The organism is Microvirga rosea, from assembly GCF_020595095.1.
Lineage (GTDB): Bacteria > Pseudomonadota > Alphaproteobacteria > Rhizobiales > Beijerinckiaceae > Microvirga > Microvirga rosea.
Window position 1 is genome coordinate 22,286 of sequence record NZ_JAJDOP010000016.1, and the last position, 17,536, is coordinate 39,821.

Sequence of the window (17,536 nt, forward strand, 5' to 3'; positions counted from 1 at the left end):
CACCTCAAATGTGTCCGATCGAATTCCTTGCTATGGTGGTGATGCCATATATGCGGCCGGCTCCATGCTCTCGGCTCGCTTATCGGCACTCACGACATGCAAAAGGCGTCCATCGTGGACCTCGATGTAGCCGATGCCGAGGCGGCGCGCGCCCTCGCCATCGGTGGCCGGATTGTCGCCAATCATCACCGTAGCTTCTGGGGGAGTGCCAAGAAGTGCGAGCGCTGCGGTGAAGAGTGTCGGCTCAGGCTTTCCCACAACGCGATAAGGCACCCGACCCGCGCAGGCTAAGAGCGCAGCAAGGAGCGCGCCTGTCTCGGGAACAACTGCCGCTTGAGGGGCGGGATGCATGAGATCCGGATTCGCGACGACCAGTGTTGCCCCACCGCGTATGACATTTGCTGCTGTCGCGAGCTTGTCATAGGAAAAATGCCTGTCACGCCCAAGAACGACGACTTCCGCTTTATCCTTGACGATCCGGAGACCGGCTTGCCGAGCATAGGCTTGAAGCGAAGCACTAGCCAGCAGCATTACGCGCGCACCAGGCCTCTCGACCGCAACTTCATCGATGGCGGTTGTGCCGGCCAGCACAATGCGCTCTGCCGGTACTGGGAGCTGAAGGCTCTGCAGCTTGTGAGCGAGTTCGCTAGGCGTGTGCTCGGCGTCGTTCGATACCAGAACGAAGCGGTCGTGCAGATCAGATAGAAACTGGCGCGCCTCGGGCAGCGCCTTTCCGCCGCTGACGAGTGTGCCGTCGACATCAACCAGAAAGCCGCATGCTTCAAAACGAGATTGCATCGCCAATTCCCTGTCTGCCGGCGTGGCTATCAAAGCGCTGCATGCACTGAGATAATCTCAGTGTCAAATATCGAATTCAATGAGGCTAGTTCATAAGACTGTCACGGAAGTGCGCCATAGCAGGGCTACGTGACGGGAGAACTGCACTACGAGTTTGCAGCTGACTTCCCAGTCCTGCGACAGCGGAGAGGGGATAATCCTCATGGTTGAGTTTCTTGTCGCCCGCGTGCTGCGCGTCGTGGTTACCTTATGGGCAATCATTTCTTTGGTCTTCATCGCCACTCGCCTGACCGGCAATCCGATCGATTTCCTGATGCCGGAAGGCTTGGACGCGCAGTCGCGCCAGGAGATGATTGCCTACTGGGGGCTCGATCGACCGACTCTCGAGCAGTACCTTCTATTCTGGCGGTCTCTCATGACCGGCGATTTCGGCTTGGGTCTGATGGAGCGCCGACCCGTCGCTGCGATCTTCGGCGAACGGCTCGGACAGAGCGCTTCGCTTCTTCTCGCGACCCTTGCCCTCACCGTTGCCGTTGGCGTGCCGGCGGGGATCGCCGCCGCGATCTGGCGCCGCTCCATTCGTGGCACGGCCGTCCTTGTGGTGGCCTTTCTCGGCTATGCCATCCCCAATTTCGTGCTCGCGATCTTGCTGGTGCTGATCTTCTCCCTGAGCTTGCACTGGCTACCGAGCGCAGGTTCTGCGAGCCTAACCCATTACGTTATGCCGACCATTGCCCTGTCGGCCTACTTCGTTGCCGGGCTGACCCGCTACACCCGGGACGCCATGCTCGATGTGCTGTCGCAGGACTACATGCGCACCGCCCGGGCCAAAGGCCTGTCCGAGGCCGCCGTTGTCCTGCGCCACGGGCTTCGCAACGCCTTGATCCCGGTCGTCACCGTGCTTGGCCTGCAGATCACGACACTGGTGTCTGGCGCCGTTGTCATTGAGACCGTGTTCGCTTGGCATGGTGTTGGCGATCTCCTGGTCGGAGCCACCCTGCGGCGCGACTACCCGGTCCTGCAGTTCGGCGTGCTGGTCGTCGCTGGAGCGGTTGTCGTGGTGAACATCGCCGTCGACCTCGCCTACGCCGCCATCGACCCGCGTGTGCGTCTTGCCGGAGCCTGATCCATGCCCAACGCTCTTGAAGCTAAACCCTTGATCAAGCCAGTTTCCATGATCACCGGTGCTGCCTGGGGACTCCTCAAACGGCCCACGCTGCCGTCAGGCACAAACGGCATGGTCGTCGTCGCTGCCGGTCTGGCACTGCTTCTCATCACAGTCGCGTTGCTGGCGCCGGTTCTCGCGCCTTTTGATCCGGACCAGCAGAAACTATTGGCACGACTGAAGCCGCCAGTCGGCTTTGAGCGAGCGAACCTGACCTATCTGTTAGGGACCGATCAGCTCGGACGAGACCTGCTGTCCCGGTGTCTCTACGGTCTACGGCTAACGCTGGCGCTCGCCCTTCTGGGCACCCTTGTCGGCCTTGTCATCGGGGTCGGACTGGGCCTCGCCGCCGGTCTTCTGGGCGGCGTTGTCGACGCCGTCATCATGGGACTCGTGGATATCAAGCTGTCGCTGCCATTTACCCTCGTGGCCCTGCTCGTGATCGCGCTCGCCGGCACCGATATCGCCGTGTTGATCGGCGTCCTCGGCATTGCTTACTGGGCCCACTTTACCCGGCTTGTCCGCGCCCAGGTGCTGAGCCTGCGTGAACTCCCCTATGTCGAGGCGGCTCGGGCTTCCGGAGGCTCGGGCTGGCGGATCGCGACGACGCACATGCTGCCCAACATCATCTCGCCAATCCTGGTGATGATGAGCCTGAACTTCTCAAACCTGATCCTGCTGGAGTCTTCTCTTTCATTCCTCGGTCTCGGCGTACAGCCGCCGACGGCTACGCTTGGGTCGATGGTCGGGCAGGGCCGCGACTACATGGCGTCCGCGCCCTGGATCGTCGCCGTGCCGGCACTGCTCATCGTTCTGGTGAGCCTGGCGGCCATGCTGATGGGCGACTTCCTCCGGGACCGGTTTGACGTGCGTTTGCGCGAACGCTGACAACCAGCAATTGCGCTCAAGATGTCTTCACTTCCCTCTAGAAAGGCTAGACAGATGACGGCTCAATCCATGAAGACGCTTCTCGCTGCGGCGCTTACAACCACAGCGCTCGTAAGTAGCGTTGGAGCTCAAGAGCTAAAAGTCGGTGTGCAGAATATGGCGCCCTGGCTTGATCCCGGCCGCGATTTCTCCAACGTCGGCTCCCAGTTCTACTTCAACACCTTCGATCCGATGATCGGCAAGGATCACACCAAGGTCGAAAGCGTGTGGGAGCCGGGCCTCGCGACCTCATGGAAGCAGACTTCTCCCACCGCGATTGAGCTCAAGATCCGCCAGGGCGTGACGTTCCACAATGGCGACCCTATGACGGTCGAAGATGTCGTCTTCTCTCTCGACCGCATCATCAATGCGACTTTCCCACCCTACACCGTGCGTCAGCGCGACACCCTGCCGAACATGGCGAAAGTTGAGGCCGTCGACGCCGAAACCATCCGGGTCACGGCCAAGAAACCAGAGCCTCTGTTCGAGACTTTGCTCAATGTGCAGCAAACGATGATCGTGCCGAAGAAGTACATCATGGGGCTGACAGGAGATCCAGCCGTCGCCGAGCCGTCAGATTTCGAGGCCTTCGCCCTCAAGCCCGTCGGCACTGGCCCCTACAAGATCGTTGAGTTCGTCCCCAACCAGAAACTGGTCTACGAGCGGTTCGACCGATTTTGGGGTGCCAAGGCCCCGTTCCAGCGCGTTGTCGTGCAGCGTATTCCCGAGCTGTCCTCCCGCATCACAGCCCTGAAGAACGGTGAGGCGGACCTGATCACAAACGTTCCGCCGGATCAGCTCGACATCATTGCTGGGGACGGGAAGCTGAAGGTGGAAGGGATGCAGACCCCGCTTTTCCACGTTGTGATCTTCAACACGCAAAACCCCAAGATGGCAGATAAGCGCCTGCGCCAGGCACTGTCCTACGCCATTGACCGCAGGATGCTAAACGAGGCCCTGTGGTCGGGAAAGGCTAAGGTCCCGACCTCCCATACCTTCGAGCAGTTCGGCGCCTTGTACATGCCCGAACTCAATACCTTCGAATACAATCCCGAGAAGGCAAAGCAGCTGCTCAAGGAAGCAGGCTACGACGGCTTCCCAATCCGCTACGACATCCAAGCGGCCTATTACACCAATGGTCTCCTAGCGGCACAGGCCATCCGCGAGATGTGGGCTGAGGTCGGTGTCAAGATGGAGATCAACGTCACCGAGCAATGGACAGGTAGCGACCCCACTATGATGGCGCGGGGTTGGTCGAATCCGATGTATTTCCCCGATCCGGCTGGCTCCTTCGGCATCATGTGGGCCCCAACTGGAAACTCGGCGACCGAGGGCCGCTTCAGGCCGGATGCGACCTACGCTGAGATCTGGGACCGCTTCCGCTTCTCAACCGATCTCGTCGCGCGCAAGAGAGCTTTCGCGGAGTTGATGCAGGCGATCAAAAACGATCCGCCGGTGCTACCGCTCTACCAGCCTTACGAATCGTACGGGCTCAAGCAGACGATCTCGTGGAGGCCGCTGCCGGGACATATTCCTTACGTGCTCGACTTCCGTGCCGGGCGCATCGCCACTGCTTCGAACTGAACCTCCCTCTGCCCCCTCAGCGCTGCCGGACAGCGTCCGGCAGCGTCTCAACCAACAAGTGAGTGAACTCCATGGCCTCTCCGCTGCGCATCGCCGTTGTTGCCGATATCCACCACGGCAAGGACAATTTCACCAAGAAGGCTTCCTCGGCGCTTCCCCTGATGAGCGAGTTCGTCCGCTTCGTTGCCGATGCGAGCCCGGATGCGGTCATCGATCTCGGCGACCGTATCTCGGATGAGGGGCATGCCACTGATCTCGTGCTTGAGCGCGAGGTCGCCGAAGCCTTCGCACCGATTTCGCAACCGCGCTTCCATGTCTGCGGAAACCATGACCGCGAGTATCTGACAGTCGCCGAGAATGAAGCCATTTTCAACCAGCCAATGGGGCATCGCACCATCGACATCGGAGATTGGCGCCTGGTCATGTGGGCCGCAGACACCTTGATCCGCCGCCCCGGCGGCTTTGTCCTCACCGAGGCCGACCTGCTCTGGCTTGCTGGGGTCGTGGCAACGGCGGATCGGCCGTTGGCTATCATGAGCCATGTGCCAATCTCGGGGCATGGCCAGACCGGAAACTATTACTTCGAGCGCAATCCTGACTCCTCCACCTATCCGGGCGCCGAGCGCGCCCGCGCCGTCCTGCGCCAAGCAAAAGTGCCGGTTGTCTGCGTCTCGGGACATGTGCACTGGAACACGCTGACCACCATCGATGGAATTCCTCACATCACGCTGCAGTCGCTGACCGAGAGCTTCACGACCTATCCTGAGCCAGCCGGAAGCTGGGGGCTGCTTGAACTCGGAGAAACGATTAACTGGACCGTTTTCGGCCGCGATCGCTTCGCAGTGCAACTTGATGCCAGGGCCACGGCGCAACGCTGGATCGCCCCGCTCCAACCGTTCCACGAGCACCCCGAGAGGCGCCTGCAGCGGCTGACCGTGGCTGCCGAGTGAGGAACCTGGGATGACACCCCTTCTTGCCATCGACAGGCTGTCGGTCGACTTCCGGTCGCAAGGCCGCCCAGTATCGGCTGTGAAGAACCTGAGTCTCTCGATCCAGCCTGGCGAGGCCGTCGCGATTGTCGGAGAATCCGGCTCGGGCAAGTCCGTCACGGCCTTGTCGGTCATGAGACTCATCGAGCGGGAAGGGGGTATCATCTCGCGTGGAGCGATCCGCCTGCGTGAAAGGAACGAGGTGCACGATCTGTTGCAGCTTCCTGAAGCGCAGATGCGGCGCATTCGCGGCAACGTCGTCTCCATGATATTCCAGGAGCCGATGACCTGCCTTAACCCGGTTATGACCATCGGCCAGCAGCTTGCCGAGGTGCTGATGCTGCACGAGGGGCTCGCTCGAGGCGCCGCCTACGCGGCCGCGCAGCATATGCTCGACCGTGTGCGCCTGTCCGATGCCGCCGGACGCCTCAAGCAGTATCCTCATGAGCTCTCCGGCGGTATGCGCCAGCGCGTCATGATCGCGATGGCGCTCCTCTGCAGGCCTCAACTCCTCATCGCCGATGAGCCCACAACTGCTCTCGATGTGACGGTTCAGGCTCAGATTCTTGGGCTGATCCGGGAACTCCAGCGGGAACTCGGCATGGCCGTCCTGTTCATCTCGCATGATCTCGGCGTGGTTGCCGAGGTGGCTGAGCGGGTGGTTGTGATGCGCCAGGGCGAGAGCATCGAAGAAAACGCGAGTGTCGAACTCTATGCTCGCCCGCAACAGAAATACACCAAGGCGCTAATCGCAGCTGTCCCAAGACTTGGTGCCGAAAGAGCGCCTGAGACAGTTCCAGATCAGAAGCCGGTTTTGACGGTCGAGGGCTTGGTCAAGCGCTTTCCAGTGCGCAAGGGACCGCTCAAGAAGCTGGTCGGCCACGTTCACGCTGTCGAGAATGTGTCTTTTGAGATCCGTGCGGGCGAGACGCTGGCCCTCGTGGGCGAGTCCGGCTGCGGCAAGTCGACGACTGGCCGCGCTCTGATGAAACTTATCGAGCCGACCTCCGGCAGCATCACGATTGCGGGCCAAGATGTCACTCACCTGCCACGCAGCGCGATGCAGACGGTCCGGCGGAACGTGCAGATGATCTTCCAGGACCCGTACGCGTCCCTGAATCCGCGTCTCTCAGCGCTGGACCTAGTCACGGAGCCGCTGATCATCCACGAGCCGCAGATGACGCGGGAGGAGCGCCGCGCCCGCGCCTCGGCCCTATTGCGGCAGGTCGGCCTCGACGACGAACATCTCGACCGGTATCCGCATCAGTTCTCGGGCGGTCAGCGTCAGCGGCTGTGCATCGCGCGAGCCCTGTGCCTCAAGCCCCAGCTGATCGTGGCTGACGAACCGGTCTCGGCCCTCGACGTTTCAGTTCAGGCACAGGTTCTCGACCTGATGCGCGACCTGCAGCGCGAGCTCGGCCTGGCATACCTCTTCATCTCGCATGACATGGGCGTGGTCGAGCGCATGAGCCACCGGGTTGCCGTGATGTATCTCGGTCAGATTGTGGAGATAGGGCCGGCAGGCGCCGTGCTGGGAAGCCCGCGTCACCCCTACACTAGGCGTCTTTTGGCATCGGTGCCGATCCCCGATCCATCCCGACGATCTCGAGCAATCACTCTCGACGACGGCGAGCTGCCGAGCCCGGTGCGCAGGCTGGGGGATGATCCATCAACCCCACCCCTTGTCCCGGTCGGCCCGGCCCATTTTGTTCAGAACAGCAGTAATTTCTCGGCCGATCCTTACACGCAGGGCTCTTTGCCTCAACCTGCCATTCTCACCGTGGAGCAGTGTTGTTGATAGTCTCTGCTGAAGTTAGGTGTACGAAGGCCCAAGAGCTTCCGAGAGCCGACGAACATCCCGGGTCAACACTCGAGGTGGTTGAATCCGCTGTGAGTCAGACGGTGCTGGTGCGCAACGGACATCGGTAGTGCGCTCCATGGTTCGTATGACGCATACTTGTGATGCTTCTGCGGTTCGGGTTCGGGCACTTAGCTCGGTATGGAAGGAGCAAATGAGGTGCCGGCGGGTGTACTGGCGGGAGCGCGCAATTCAGTCGGTGAGGGCGAGCTTGATGTTCTTAGGCATGCGATCCGACGGCGGTTTGGCCATCCTCCGGTTGGTCGGACCTTGTTCATTCCGCGACGGCTGTCCGACAGGATTTCCGATGGTGCTCAAAATCCGTTAGACTTACGGTCGAATGCACGGTGATCCATCGTTTGTCACGGTGTTTGAAAACGTCCAGGGAAATGAGCGCGCTGCTATCGGGTTTCACTAACGTACGATCCGGATCAACGCAGGCGCTTGCTCGCAAATCTTGTTTTCCTCTCGCAACCGGGTGAACCTAACCATCTCAATGTCCTGCTCACCCAATGCAAATGACATACGACAGTCTTCCACCCGCTTAGTTCCAACGCGCTGGCTAATGCGTGGAGTTTAGATGTCCGGCTGTTTCACAACGCCATAATGATCGGTCGGAAGAATGGGATTGCCGGCACACCTCTGACCGAGGACCTATCTACTGCACCAGTCGAGGCGTATCAGAAGATCAGCCATCGATTGCGGAGGGGAGCGCTTTACAATGCAGCTCTTCCCTCGCTTTAGCGCCGTACAACCTCGCGAGGATCCGATTCGGCACATTGCCTGCTTTTACTTCGAGGGTGTCTGGCATCCTCTCGGAGGCATCCGATCCCGCTCCGCTACCGCAAATCGGCTGGTATGTCTTCGAGATCAACCGAGGTGACTGGCAGTGCAAACCAGACGTCATCGCGGCCATAATTCATCTCCGCTTCAACCGGCAACCGCGTTCTGGAGAGTTGGAAAAAGTCTGCAAAAGCTCAAAATCACTTGAACCGCCGGTCTTTTCCGTTGCGTATGCTATCATGTTCGCTATGTAGCTACGCAGACCATAAGGTCCTGACTTCAAAAGGAAGTATTCAATGGCAAAAGCCGCAACTAAGGCTTCGGTGAAGAAGCCCGCCGCCCGCAAGGCAACCACGACGAAAGCCGCTGCGACCAAGACCGCTGCGAAGACAACTGCGAAGAAGCCCACGAAGACCGCTGCGAAGCAGGTCGCTGCGCCGGGCTCGCGTAAGACCGCAGCGAAGACGGCGACAAAGGCAGCTGCAAAGGCCACGGCCACCAAGAGCAGCCCGATCCTGACGCTTCGTCATATTGCCGAGCAAATTTCTACGACCTTCGAGGTGCCTAAACGCCAGGCAAATGAGATGCTCACCCACGTGGTCGAGCAGATCACGAAGAGCCTCAAGAAGGGCGACAAGATCCGCCTGTCCGGCCTCGGCATCCTGCAGGTGCGCAAGCGCGCTGCCCGGATGGGCCGCAATCCGCGGACGGGTGAGCCGGTGAAGATTAAGGCCTCCAAGAAGATCGCCTTCCGCGCCGCGAAGGACCTCAAGGACGCGATCTAAGAAACCCAGGGCAGCCGTGGACTTATGGCTGCTTTTTTCGATCCCAAACGTACCGACTGAGGGTGAGAGAGAATATGATCGGCTCTGTTTTGCTCGATTTCGACGGTACTTTGGTCGATTAGAGCCCCCGGACTTCTGAGCTATAGCAGTAAATCCACTGGTCGGAGGTTGGCTTCAAGGGCAGATCCTTACTGCTGGAACCTACTGTAGACACCGAAATTGACATGCAATTCCTCGTCTCCGATCTGTTCATGGTTTTTGTCAGCCTAAAGGCGCACGCGACAGAGCGCGTGATCTTGCATCCGGACGGCCCATCTGGACCTGCCGTAGAAATGTTTGTCGCCATGCCACCCGCGGGCGGCCCGCATCCGGCCATCCTTTATGTCCATGGTCATCAAGAAGACCGCGTTGGCGGGCGGGATATGGCTGATGCAGGAGCACTCGATCGGATGGCCCGGCGCGGCTATGTTGCCGTATCCTTGTCGCAACCTGGCTATGGGGGTCGGCTGGTCCGGCGGACTATTGCGGCCCCGCAACTCAGCGCGCTATCCGAAGTGTTCTCGCTTATCTGCGAGAATTGCCGAGTGTGGATGACGGCCGCTTGGTGCTCTACGGCGTCAGTCGGGGCGCCATCGCCTCAGCCGTCGTGGCGGCCGATGAACCACGGTTGCGCGGCCTCATCCTGATCGGGGGAGTGTATGATCTCGCTGCGGCTTGGCCTGCTCTGCCGGCCGGCATTAAGCATAACGTCCGGGAGGAAGCGGGGACCTCGGCTGAAGCGTTTGCCGCGCGATCGGCCCTCTTCGTAGCTGGGCGCATTGGTACATTGGTACTCATTTTGCACGGCCGTCGCGACGCGAATTCGCCGCCCGACCAAGCCGAGAAATTTGCGGCGGCCTTACGCGATCACGGTACTAATGTCGCCTTGAACTGGTTTGATTCAGGTCACATCATACCATTCAAAGATCGGGCCAGAGCCATCGAACCCTTCCTGCAGGAAATCCTGGAGAGCAGGAAGTAGGGCCACTAGCTCGCGCTCCTTCCGTCTGTTTCGCCAGACGAGCGAGTGCCCGGACCAATTTTAGAGGGCAAATGCGCCTTTCACTTCCTGGGGAGGCATCCGGACTTGTCGGAGTGGCGATAATGATCCCTGAGAAGCCGACAGGTATTTCGCCCGACTGACTGCGACGGAGAATCCGCACACGCCACTTCAGTCCGTTGTGAATTCTATGTCGAGCCAGTGAAACCGGACCAAGCATGCGCGCGTGGTAACGATAATGAGCATCAACCGCTCTGGGAGTGCGCAGTCGATCAGGATTGCTTCGCGGTCGCGCCGGACGTCAGCATAAAAGCAGCGACCAATAAAGCCGTGGCCACTCCCAACGAGCGCTAACCCTGTTGGGAGGTTTTGGGTGAAGACTTTCCTAACGGTGATAGATCCCGACCTCAGCGAGAACCGCGAGATTGGGAGCATCCGTTGCAAGTCTCGACTCGAATTAATGATCAGGATTTTACGTTTTCAATTTGGAAAGGAACAATCCAACTCGTGCTGGCCGCTCGACGTCCGAAAACAGTCGGCGCCGCCGATCTACTCCTCCAATCCGCAGACGGCGAGCGCCGATCAATCCTGATCAAACCCAAGATTGAGATGACGAAGGGCGACAAGATTTCCCTCGTTTATGCACAGCCGGCAGGGCAGGGGAATGGTGTACTTGGAGGACTGATCAACCACGAAACCCAAGACTTCTGTTCGATGCCCCAGGGCGTCATACCGATCCGACTGACCCCAACGGTGCTTATGAGCGTGATGACCGAAGCACGTCGCCTCACGTTGCCGGCGACTGGTCTTGTTCTCGTGGCATTGGCTGCGGCATGCCTAAACTTATTCGGTAACGGTCTTCCGATGCTGACGTGGATGCTCATCCTTGGGATCGTGCTGGCACTTCTGTGGGCCTTCAACGAGCTTGCCCAGTGGCAGCAAGAACTCATGGAAGGTCGCGTACGACAGCACACCGACACATTTCTTGAAAACCTCGCCCTCATGAACGCACGGACGAACAATCATACAGCTGGCGATCATCATGGCGCGACCTGGATCCTCATGGGTGACCTCTGGACCCCCGCATTTGACGCGGACTGGGGTGGCCCTCAAGAGCGCGAGCGGCCTAATGACCTGGGCCGGCTGTATCAGGGATACTAAAGGCGCGTCAAAAGCACAGTAGACACTTTGCTTCGGCTACCAGTCCCGGGCGAAATGCTCCACCGACTTACATTTCACGATGCGATCAAGATGAAGGCTCTCTCGGCTGTGCTCGCTCACCGGCCAGAAATCGCCGCGCCTATACGACCAGTTAAAATACTCTCTCTCTGACCCTTCGCCGACCACGAGCAGGGCATGGAAATTCCACGTCCAACCACCATCGTTCCGCGCGACCATCGTTATCCCGGTCAGGTCGTGTGCGCCCGTCGCGGGTCGACCATCGACATCAATGCAGTATGGCCGGCCCTGTGCGGTTGCCTCGGCAGCGGCAATGACGCGAGGCGGCAGTTGCTGGGACCAAAGCACAATCCCTCCACCCCAGCCGCCGACGATCGCAGAAGCCAAGCCGGGAAAGAGCCAGCGCGGGCCGCCAGACAGCCGCCCGAGCCGCCGAGCTCTGTGGGTGGCAATCCAGACCATGAGAAGTTCAAAAGCCAGGATAGCCAGCAGTACGAATTTGATGAGCGCCGCGATTGTATCGCCTGGTGAGGAATGGCCAGGCCTCGAGGCGAGAAGTGTCACACTGATAAACGCCGTATAGAGTGCCGCGTGCACCTTCGCGGCCATGATGGACGTCGGCCCTGGAGCAAGCAAAGCCCAGGGAAGGCAAATCGGGGCCGTAGCCGTGAACAGCAAAAGGGCTCCGCCCGCCGCAAGCCCGACAAGATAATCAAACTGGTTCGAAGTTCCGAAATTGAGAAAATAGACGAAGGTCACGCTCGCACAGCATATGGCCAGTCCGCCGAGCACGAGGAGCCATCGCCACTCTCTCGATGTGAGGCGTAGGCTCATAGGTTCCTTGTCGGCCATATTATTCGAAATCAACGGCGTGGCTCTGGCCGGTTCAATTTCCAACTGTCACCGGTCAAAACAGCATCCGTCTCAAAGGCGGTTGTCTCGCCACCCGACATAAAATTGACCTTGAATTTGATGCGCTCGTCCCCATCCCATCCTGCGAATTCCCAGTACTCCATGAATTCGGTTTCTGGAGCGCTGTAACGCAGCTCTTGCTTCGGAAGACCCGCGGTCGTTGACCAGATCGCCACGTCGTAGTCTCGGGACATCTCGGAGTCGTTGGTGGAAACCAGCCATCGCCCGCTCGGCGAATAGTGCGGTAGCGTGTCGAGGAGCATGGACTGGCCGGTATTGGCATCAACCAATTCCGCAGCCCGTCCTTCCCATGCTCCGAGATCAAGCACGTAGGTGTGCAGGGTAGGGTGATACGCTCGCAACTCGTAAGACATGCACTTTTCGGCATCACCTGCCTCACATGCTTTACGGTTACCTTGTCGAACCTTGGTACGTCCATTTCCCAGCTTCAGCCGCAATTGATCGCCTGAGCGGGAGGCAATACCTTTGAGCTGCTGCAGGCAGTCGGCCTCCTCTTCACACTGGACGCTGCCGGCGGGAAAGTGCGCTGGATCGGCTTGGGCCGCGAAGGACACAAGAGCTGAGAACGTTAACAGATAGATCGGACGCATGTGTCTAAAGGCTGGGCTGCTCGGCTTGAGAACAGTACGCATGCCCGGTTCAAAAGAAAAGCGCCCGCAAAGGCGCCAAGTGACGGCGGCTCAGGGGGCTTGGGGATGAGCCGTCCATCAACGTTATCCGCATCTGAATGTTATTGCCAAGCACGGCCTTGCATTGCTTGCGTTTATTCTTAAAGGCCAAGCTTGCAATCTTGAGTCCTGCGGAGCTGAACGCCGGCCCCAAACCGACTATAATTTTCTCAGTTCAAGCGTTTCCTGCTGATTTACGAATCAGCGCCATATCCTCCCGTCCATTCGTCTTTTTTTCCTCTCTGATTCTTCGAAGATCTTCCATGACCGCCCCTCATTGCCTGAACGACACACAGCCTTCATCCTCGGCTACAGCGCGGACCATGGGCGAGCACACCTCTGAGCTCTACCAGGCCCGCATCGCTAATTCCGTCGAAGGTGCCATTCAGACGGGACGGTCAGGCGTCGTGCTGGCCCCAACCGGCAGCGGTAAAAGTTTTCTGGTGGCGTTCGCGTCTGAGGATGCGTTGCGCCACAAAAAGCCGGTCCTGATCCTCCACCCGGACATCTCGCTGCTGCGTCAGAACTATGCGCAGATCCGACGATTGCCCGCCTTGGAGGCGGCGCGCACCGCGTTTTTTGTCGCCAAGAATGAAACGGTCGGCGATGGACCGATGCTCCGAGATACCCTCGACGCCGACGTTATCGCAGCCATCAATATGTCGCTCGTCAACAAGCTCGACGACGGGCACTTTCTGAATGCTCTCGAGCGCTTCGGGAAGAGGGGAGGGGTCGTCGTCATCGACGAGGGCCAGAAGGCGGCGGCCGACGAGCTCGCGCGCGTGCTGAGCCGCATAGCCCTGGCGGGCGGGTCCGCGGCATCGAGTTCACCGCCACACCCTTCAGGACCGACGGCAAGGATCCGCTTGAGCCCTTCGGCGCCAACAGCGAGCAGGACCTGATCGACGTTGCGACCTATGATGAGGTTCTGGCGACGGGCCGGATCGTGCCGACCCGGTTCGATATCGCGACCAGTGAATTCGAGGCCCATCTCGGCGCTGAAGCGGTCCGGCTCCTCAAGAACGCCTTCCTGGCACTCCTGGCGGAAAACAAGTCGGTTGACCAGGCCTCGCAGCAGGCCTTCTCGCGCTTCTTTAAGGCCGATGCCAGCGAGGGCGACAGGGCAATCGCCGCCCTCATCGTGTCGGCCGTAGCCAGGATCTGGTCGCGCCGTGCCGCGGCTGCCACACTGGCAATGGTCCACTGTGATAGCGTGGAGTTTGCCCGGGCCCTGTCTGCGGCAATCGCTCAGGAACTCTTACCGGAAGGGTATAGCCGGGCCGGGGACAAGCCACGGGTCGCTTTTGTGGTCGCCGGCGAAATCCGCGTCTGGCGCGATGGCGAGGAGACCGGGCTAGGAGAGAGGGAACCGACCGGCCGGGGGATCAAGCGAGACGAACTGCTCCAGGCGGCCCGTGCCGGCAGCTTCGACATCCTGGTCAACGTCAACGCACTAAGGTGTCCAGTCTTGAGCAAAACTCCCTGATTATTCTGGAGGCGGAGCCCGGGATTACTGATCTCTCTTGACTTGGTTGTGGGACGTTTGTATCTGAGTTAGACTAAGTTCAGTAAACTAAGTTTTAAGGTGCTGGCATGGACACGGTGAATATCCACGAGGCAAAAACCCATCTGTCCCGCCTGATCGAGCGGGCCGCGAAAGGGGAAAGCTTCGTGATCGCTAAGGCAGGCAAGCCCATGGTCAAGGTAGTGCCGCTGACTGCCTCCGAGGCCACTCAAGTCAAAAGGATTGGATTTCTGTCCGGCCAAGTGAGGGTCCCTGCTGACTTTGATCGCATGGGTGACGAGGTCATCGACGAACTCTTCAACGGCAACTCATGAAGCTTCTCCTCGATACGCACCTGCTCCTCTGGACGGCTGGAGAACCAGATAAACTGTCCGACGAAGCTCTCAGACTGATTGAGGCGCCTGACAACGAGTTATTTTTCAGCGCCGCGAGCCTCTGGGAGATTGCAATCAAGAGCAGTCTTGGGCGAAGCGACTTCGCCGTGGATGCCCGTGTCTTACGGCGAGGTCTGCTCGACAACGGCTACAGTGAACTGCCTGTTGTCAGCGAACATGCGGCGGCAATCATCGGATTGCCTGCGATCCACAAGGATCCGTTCGATCGCATGTTAATTGCTCAAGCGATGATCGAGGGCATCACTTTACTGACCGCCGATGCGATTGTCGCTCAATATACAGGGCCGATCAGGAAAATCTAACCGCATTCCTGGCCATGCCAATTTCTACGCCGAAATCTGGATTGTCATGGAAAAGCCGAGGAGCCCAGGTTCTGAACATTGCGACTATGCATTGTCTCGAGTAGTTCGCAATGTCTCATTTGCTTCGCAGATGCTCACAGTTCGAGGCCTGGTTCGACAAGGATCCGAGCCTTCGCGACCAGATTGACGTTCGCCGGCGCCAGATCTGGCTGCGAACGGGGGACAGCGATCAGGAACAGTATGCGGACGCTCTCGACCCAACCATGGAATGGGGCGACGAAAAGACCCTGCCGCTGCCCAAGCCGCTGGCCAAGGGCCTGCTGGCAACCGGCAGCAGCCGTTACGATTCCGAGACCCGCAAATCCACCGGCCGAATTGCTTTGTTCTGCGACCTTAAGGAGGCGGGCCTTTATTCGGATGATCGCGGGTCACCGGAACCCATGGACAGCCTAGCATCCGCCGCTCGGCGCGGACATCGGACGTTCCCCGGAATGTCCCCGGTGGAACACCCGCCGGACAGCGGTTTCATGCCCAAGGCAGTGCTAGATGCGCTGGCTAGTCGGCTGGGTCAGACCCCTACGGCCACGAACAGGGGCTGCCCGTCTCGACTGACCCGGAGCAGGACAGGCCTGTTCTGTCGCTGAGCCGCGGTCCAGGCGTTCGCCACGTCCGCAGGCTGGCTCACCGGACGGTTGTTGGCCGAGAGGATCACGTCACCAGGCCTGAGGCCGGTTTCCGCCGCGGGACTGCCGGGTTCGACCTGCTGCACGAGGAGACCGGAGCCCCCTGGTTCGAGGCCGAGCCGGTCGCGGGCCGCCTCGGGAAGCGGGCCGAGAGCGAGCCCCATGCGCCTGCCTGGGGGCTCCGGCGAGCCCTGTCCGGCCGAAGCGTCCGGACGTGGACCGATGGTAAGGGAGAGATCCTGTGATCGCCCATCCCGGTGGACCGCGACCGACACCTGCGTACCGGGCTTCGCGGCAGCTATGGCCCGCGAGAGGTCACGGCCGCTCTCGACCGGGTTGCCGTTGAAGCCGATGACAACGTCGCCCAGCCGGATGCCTGCCTTCTCGGCCGGACCGCCGGGATCGACAGAGGCGATGAGCACCCCCTTTTCATCCGGTCGGCCGAGGGCCTGGGCGATGGCAGGTGTGAGTTCCTGCAACCGGACCCCGATGTGCCCACGTTCGACGCGGCCGGCGCGGATCAACTGTTCGGCGATCGTCTGGGCGTTGCGGGAGGGCACGGCGAAGCCGATGCCGACATTGCCGCCGGAGGGCGAGTAGATGGCGGTGTTGACGCCGATCACCTCGCCCTTGGCGTTGAACAGGGGGCCGCCCGAGTTGCCGCGATTGATGGAGGCATCAGTCTGGAGGAAGTCGCTGTAGAGACCGGAGCGGATGTCGCGCGACTGGGCGGAGATGACACCGACGGTCACGGTCCCACCTAGACCGAACGGACTGCCGATGGCGATGGCCCAGGAGCCGGGCTCGGCCGCGTCGGAGTCGCCCCATGTGGCAACCGACATGCCGGCGGGCGGATCAACCTTTAGCACCGCGATGTCCGTCGCGGGATCGCGGCCGACGAGGCTTGCGGGAACACGCTTGCGGCCGCCGAAGACGACCTCGATCTCCTCAGCGTTTCCGATGACGTGATCGTTGGTCACGATGTAGCCCTCGGGGCTGATCACGAAGCCGGAGCCCAGGGACTGTCGCGGCTGCTGGGAGCGCGGGTCGAGGCGCTCCTCGAAGAAGCGGCGGAGGAACTCCTGCAACGACATGTCCTCTGACGGGGGAGGCGAGGCCTCCGGTTCCTGGACACGTTGCCGGGTTGTGATCGCCACGACGGCCGGCATCGTCTGGCGCACCATTGCAGTGAAGTCAGGGGCGGCTGCTGCCCCCTGGCCAGCAGCTGGAGCAGGCATGGACAGGATGACAGCGATGGCAGCGGCGCCTGCGAGCGCATCAGCTCGAAGCGCGGATCTCAAGCTCAAACGTGGCATGTGCATCCTCCAGGCATGCAGCTGCGAGGCAGGGGTCGTTTGCGGCCCGCGGCCCGCTCAGGGTTTCGCTGCACATGCGGCCCACTTTGAGTCATTTCCGCTCGCTTTGGTCGATGACCTTGGGCCCTTGACCTAACCGCGGTGCCAACTTCGCCACAGCCAGGCACAGTCTCATCTCGGTTGATCGGCATGGCTATTGGGGGGAACCCCGATATCAGGCGGCGTGAAGCCGGAGGAGGGTCATCGAGAACCCTCACCTGCGCCACCAACGCATACGCAGTTTTCAGGGCTGCAAGGAGGATTACGAGACCGATCATTCCAATCCAGGCATTGAAGGAGGGGAGCCGTGTCATGGCCGCCTCAGGCACGATGGTCGGCCAGGCTCTCGCCCACTGCCGACTCCGCAATGGGTCCGTCAGCAGTGGCAGCTTGCGGTCGTCCCCAGATGCCGAATGCCAATGTCAGGAGAGCATCGATCCCCTCGCCGCGGATCCTTAGGTGGATGTTCATGCCTTGGCCTCCCCAGATTACCCTTTGTGTGAAGCCCTGGAGCGGCCGCCCACGCCCCGAGGTACTGCCGCGGGGGAGGCGGCGTTTCCGGCGAGCG

The 17,536-nt window shown here is 60.4% G+C and carries 17 protein-coding genes; 12 read left to right on the top strand and 5 right to left on the bottom strand.

All coding sequences use genetic code 11. From position 1 onward, the window contains the following. Positions 1-30: 30 nt before the first annotated feature. The gene (locus LJD17_RS21735; RefSeq protein ID WP_227386296.1) at positions 31-798 is read right to left on the bottom strand and encodes an HAD-IIA family hydrolase; all 768 of its coding nucleotides are present in this window, start codon (positions 796-798) and stop codon (positions 31-33) included. Between the two features lie 202 nt (positions 799-1,000). On the opposite strand from LJD17_RS21735, the gene LJD17_RS21740 reads away from it, so the two are divergent. The 8 genes from LJD17_RS21740 to LJD17_RS21775 all read left to right on the top strand — a co-directional run bounded on the left by LJD17_RS21740 (position 1,001) and on the right by LJD17_RS21775 (position 11,089). Continuing rightward, positions 1,001-1,924, top strand: coding sequence for an ABC transporter permease (locus tag LJD17_RS21740; protein WP_227386297.1), 924 nt, complete (start codon positions 1,001-1,003; stop codon positions 1,922-1,924). Between the two features lie 3 nt (positions 1,925-1,927). Continuing rightward, positions 1,928-2,851 (top strand): ABC transporter permease, encoded by a 924-nt coding sequence (locus tag LJD17_RS21745; protein ID WP_227386298.1) that lies wholly within the window; start codon positions 1,928-1,930, stop codon positions 2,849-2,851. A 156-nt stretch (positions 2,852-3,007) separates the two neighbouring features. Continuing rightward, complete coding sequence (locus LJD17_RS21750) at positions 3,008-4,474, top strand: ABC transporter substrate-binding protein (protein WP_227386299.1); 1,467 nt, start codon at positions 3,008-3,010, stop codon at positions 4,472-4,474. Positions 4,475-4,545: 71 nt separating this feature from the next. Beyond that, positions 4,546-5,424, top strand: coding sequence for a metallophosphoesterase family protein (locus LJD17_RS21755; protein ID WP_227386300.1), 879 nt, complete (start codon positions 4,546-4,548; stop codon positions 5,422-5,424). 10 nt (positions 5,425-5,434) lie between these two features. Beyond that, positions 5,435-7,261, top strand: coding sequence for an ABC transporter ATP-binding protein (locus LJD17_RS21760; RefSeq protein WP_227386301.1), 1,827 nt, complete (start codon positions 5,435-5,437; stop codon positions 7,259-7,261). A gap of 1,355 nt (positions 7,262-8,616) precedes the next feature. After that, a complete protein-coding gene (locus LJD17_RS24455; protein ID WP_227386330.1) occupies positions 8,617-8,889 on the top strand; it encodes an HU family DNA-binding protein in 273 nt (90 codons plus the stop codon). A 604-nt stretch (positions 8,890-9,493) separates the two neighbouring features. Then, complete coding sequence (locus LJD17_RS21770) at positions 9,494-9,910, top strand: alpha/beta hydrolase family protein (protein WP_406600864.1); 417 nt, start codon at positions 9,494-9,496, stop codon at positions 9,908-9,910. A gap of 456 nt (positions 9,911-10,366) precedes the next feature. Further along, on the top strand, positions 10,367-11,089 hold the full coding sequence (locus LJD17_RS21775) for a hypothetical protein (protein WP_227386302.1): 723 nt from the start codon (positions 10,367-10,369) through the stop codon (positions 11,087-11,089). A gap of 36 nt (positions 11,090-11,125) precedes the next feature. Here LJD17_RS21775 and LJD17_RS21780 read toward each other — a convergent pair whose 3' ends face one another. Both LJD17_RS21780 and LJD17_RS21785 read right to left on the bottom strand, forming a co-directional pair. Next, entirely contained in the window at positions 11,126-11,941 is an 816-nt protein-coding gene (locus tag LJD17_RS21780) for a hypothetical protein (protein ID WP_227386303.1), read from the bottom strand. 29 nt (positions 11,942-11,970) lie between these two features. Then, positions 11,971-12,672, bottom strand: a complete 702-nt coding sequence (locus LJD17_RS21785; RefSeq protein WP_227386304.1) for a hypothetical protein — start codon at positions 12,670-12,672, stop codon at positions 11,971-11,973. A 359-nt stretch (positions 12,673-13,031) separates the two neighbouring features. Here LJD17_RS21785 and LJD17_RS21790 point away from each other — a divergent pair, with 359 nt between their 5' ends. The 4 genes from LJD17_RS21790 to LJD17_RS21805 all read left to right on the top strand — a co-directional run bounded on the left by LJD17_RS21790 (position 13,032) and on the right by LJD17_RS21805 (position 14,930). Further along, on the top strand, positions 13,032-13,610 hold the full coding sequence (locus LJD17_RS21790; RefSeq protein WP_227386305.1) for a DEAD/DEAH box helicase: 579 nt from the start codon (positions 13,032-13,034) through the stop codon (positions 13,608-13,610). Between the two features lie 44 nt (positions 13,611-13,654). Beyond that, entirely contained in the window at positions 13,655-14,194 is a 540-nt protein-coding gene (locus LJD17_RS21795; protein WP_227386306.1) for a hypothetical protein, read from the top strand. A 107-nt stretch (positions 14,195-14,301) separates the two neighbouring features. Further along, positions 14,302-14,547, top strand: a complete 246-nt coding sequence (locus tag LJD17_RS21800; protein WP_227386307.1) for a type II toxin-antitoxin system Phd/YefM family antitoxin — start codon at positions 14,302-14,304, stop codon at positions 14,545-14,547. Further along, positions 14,544-14,930, top strand: a complete 387-nt coding sequence (locus tag LJD17_RS21805) for a type II toxin-antitoxin system VapC family toxin (RefSeq protein ID WP_227386308.1) — start codon at positions 14,544-14,546, stop codon at positions 14,928-14,930. The genes LJD17_RS21800 and LJD17_RS21805 overlap by 4 nt, the downstream gene beginning before the upstream one ends. Positions 14,931-15,498: 568 nt before the next feature. Here LJD17_RS21805 and LJD17_RS21810 read toward each other — a convergent pair. Both LJD17_RS21810 and LJD17_RS21815 read right to left on the bottom strand, forming a co-directional pair. Further along, the gene (locus tag LJD17_RS21810) at positions 15,499-16,929 is read right to left on the bottom strand and encodes a Do family serine endopeptidase (protein WP_227386309.1); all 1,431 of its coding nucleotides are present in this window, start codon (positions 16,927-16,929) and stop codon (positions 15,499-15,501) included. Between the two features lie 360 nt (positions 16,930-17,289). Then, positions 17,290-17,439 (bottom strand): hypothetical protein, encoded by a 150-nt coding sequence (locus LJD17_RS21815; protein ID WP_227386310.1) that lies wholly within the window; start codon positions 17,437-17,439, stop codon positions 17,290-17,292. Positions 17,440-17,536: the final 97 nt, after the last annotated feature.

What these genes read in the sequence shown, in the direction of transcription:
- LJD17_RS21780 (WP_227386303.1), bottom strand. Translation starts at nt 11,941, where the DNA reads ATGAGCCTACGCCTCACATCGAGAGAGTGGCGATGGCTCCTCGTGCTC.
- LJD17_RS21760 (WP_227386301.1), top strand. Translation starts at nt 5,435, where the DNA reads ATGACACCCCTTCTTGCCATCGACAGGCTGTCGGTCGACTTCCGGTCG.
- LJD17_RS21750 (WP_227386299.1), top strand. Translation starts at nt 3,008, where the DNA reads ATGGCGCCCTGGCTTGATCCCGGCCGCGATTTCTCCAACGTCGGCTCC.
- LJD17_RS21745 (WP_227386298.1), top strand. Translation starts at nt 1,928, where the DNA reads ATGCCCAACGCTCTTGAAGCTAAACCCTTGATCAAGCCAGTTTCCATG.
- LJD17_RS21805 (WP_227386308.1), top strand. Translation starts at nt 14,544, where the DNA reads ATGAAGCTTCTCCTCGATACGCACCTGCTCCTCTGGACGGCTGGAGAA.
- LJD17_RS21735 (WP_227386296.1), bottom strand. Translation starts at nt 798, where the DNA reads ATGCAATCTCGTTTTGAAGCATGCGGCTTTCTGGTTGATGTCGACGGC.
- LJD17_RS21790 (WP_227386305.1), top strand. Translation starts at nt 13,032, where the DNA reads ATGGGCGAGCACACCTCTGAGCTCTACCAGGCCCGCATCGCTAATTCC.
- LJD17_RS21815 (WP_227386310.1), bottom strand. Translation starts at nt 17,439, where the DNA reads ATGAACATCCACCTAAGGATCCGCGGCGAGGGGATCGATGCTCTCCTG.
- LJD17_RS21755 (WP_227386300.1), top strand. Translation starts at nt 4,546, where the DNA reads ATGGCCTCTCCGCTGCGCATCGCCGTTGTTGCCGATATCCACCACGGC.
- LJD17_RS21810 (WP_227386309.1), bottom strand. Translation starts at nt 16,929, where the DNA reads ATGCCACGTTTGAGCTTGAGATCCGCGCTTCGAGCTGATGCGCTCGCA.
- LJD17_RS21800 (WP_227386307.1), top strand. Translation starts at nt 14,302, where the DNA reads ATGGACACGGTGAATATCCACGAGGCAAAAACCCATCTGTCCCGCCTG.
- LJD17_RS21785 (WP_227386304.1), bottom strand. Translation starts at nt 12,672, where the DNA reads ATGCGTACTGTTCTCAAGCCGAGCAGCCCAGCCTTTAGACACATGCGT.
- LJD17_RS21740 (WP_227386297.1), top strand. Translation starts at nt 1,001, where the DNA reads ATGGTTGAGTTTCTTGTCGCCCGCGTGCTGCGCGTCGTGGTTACCTTA.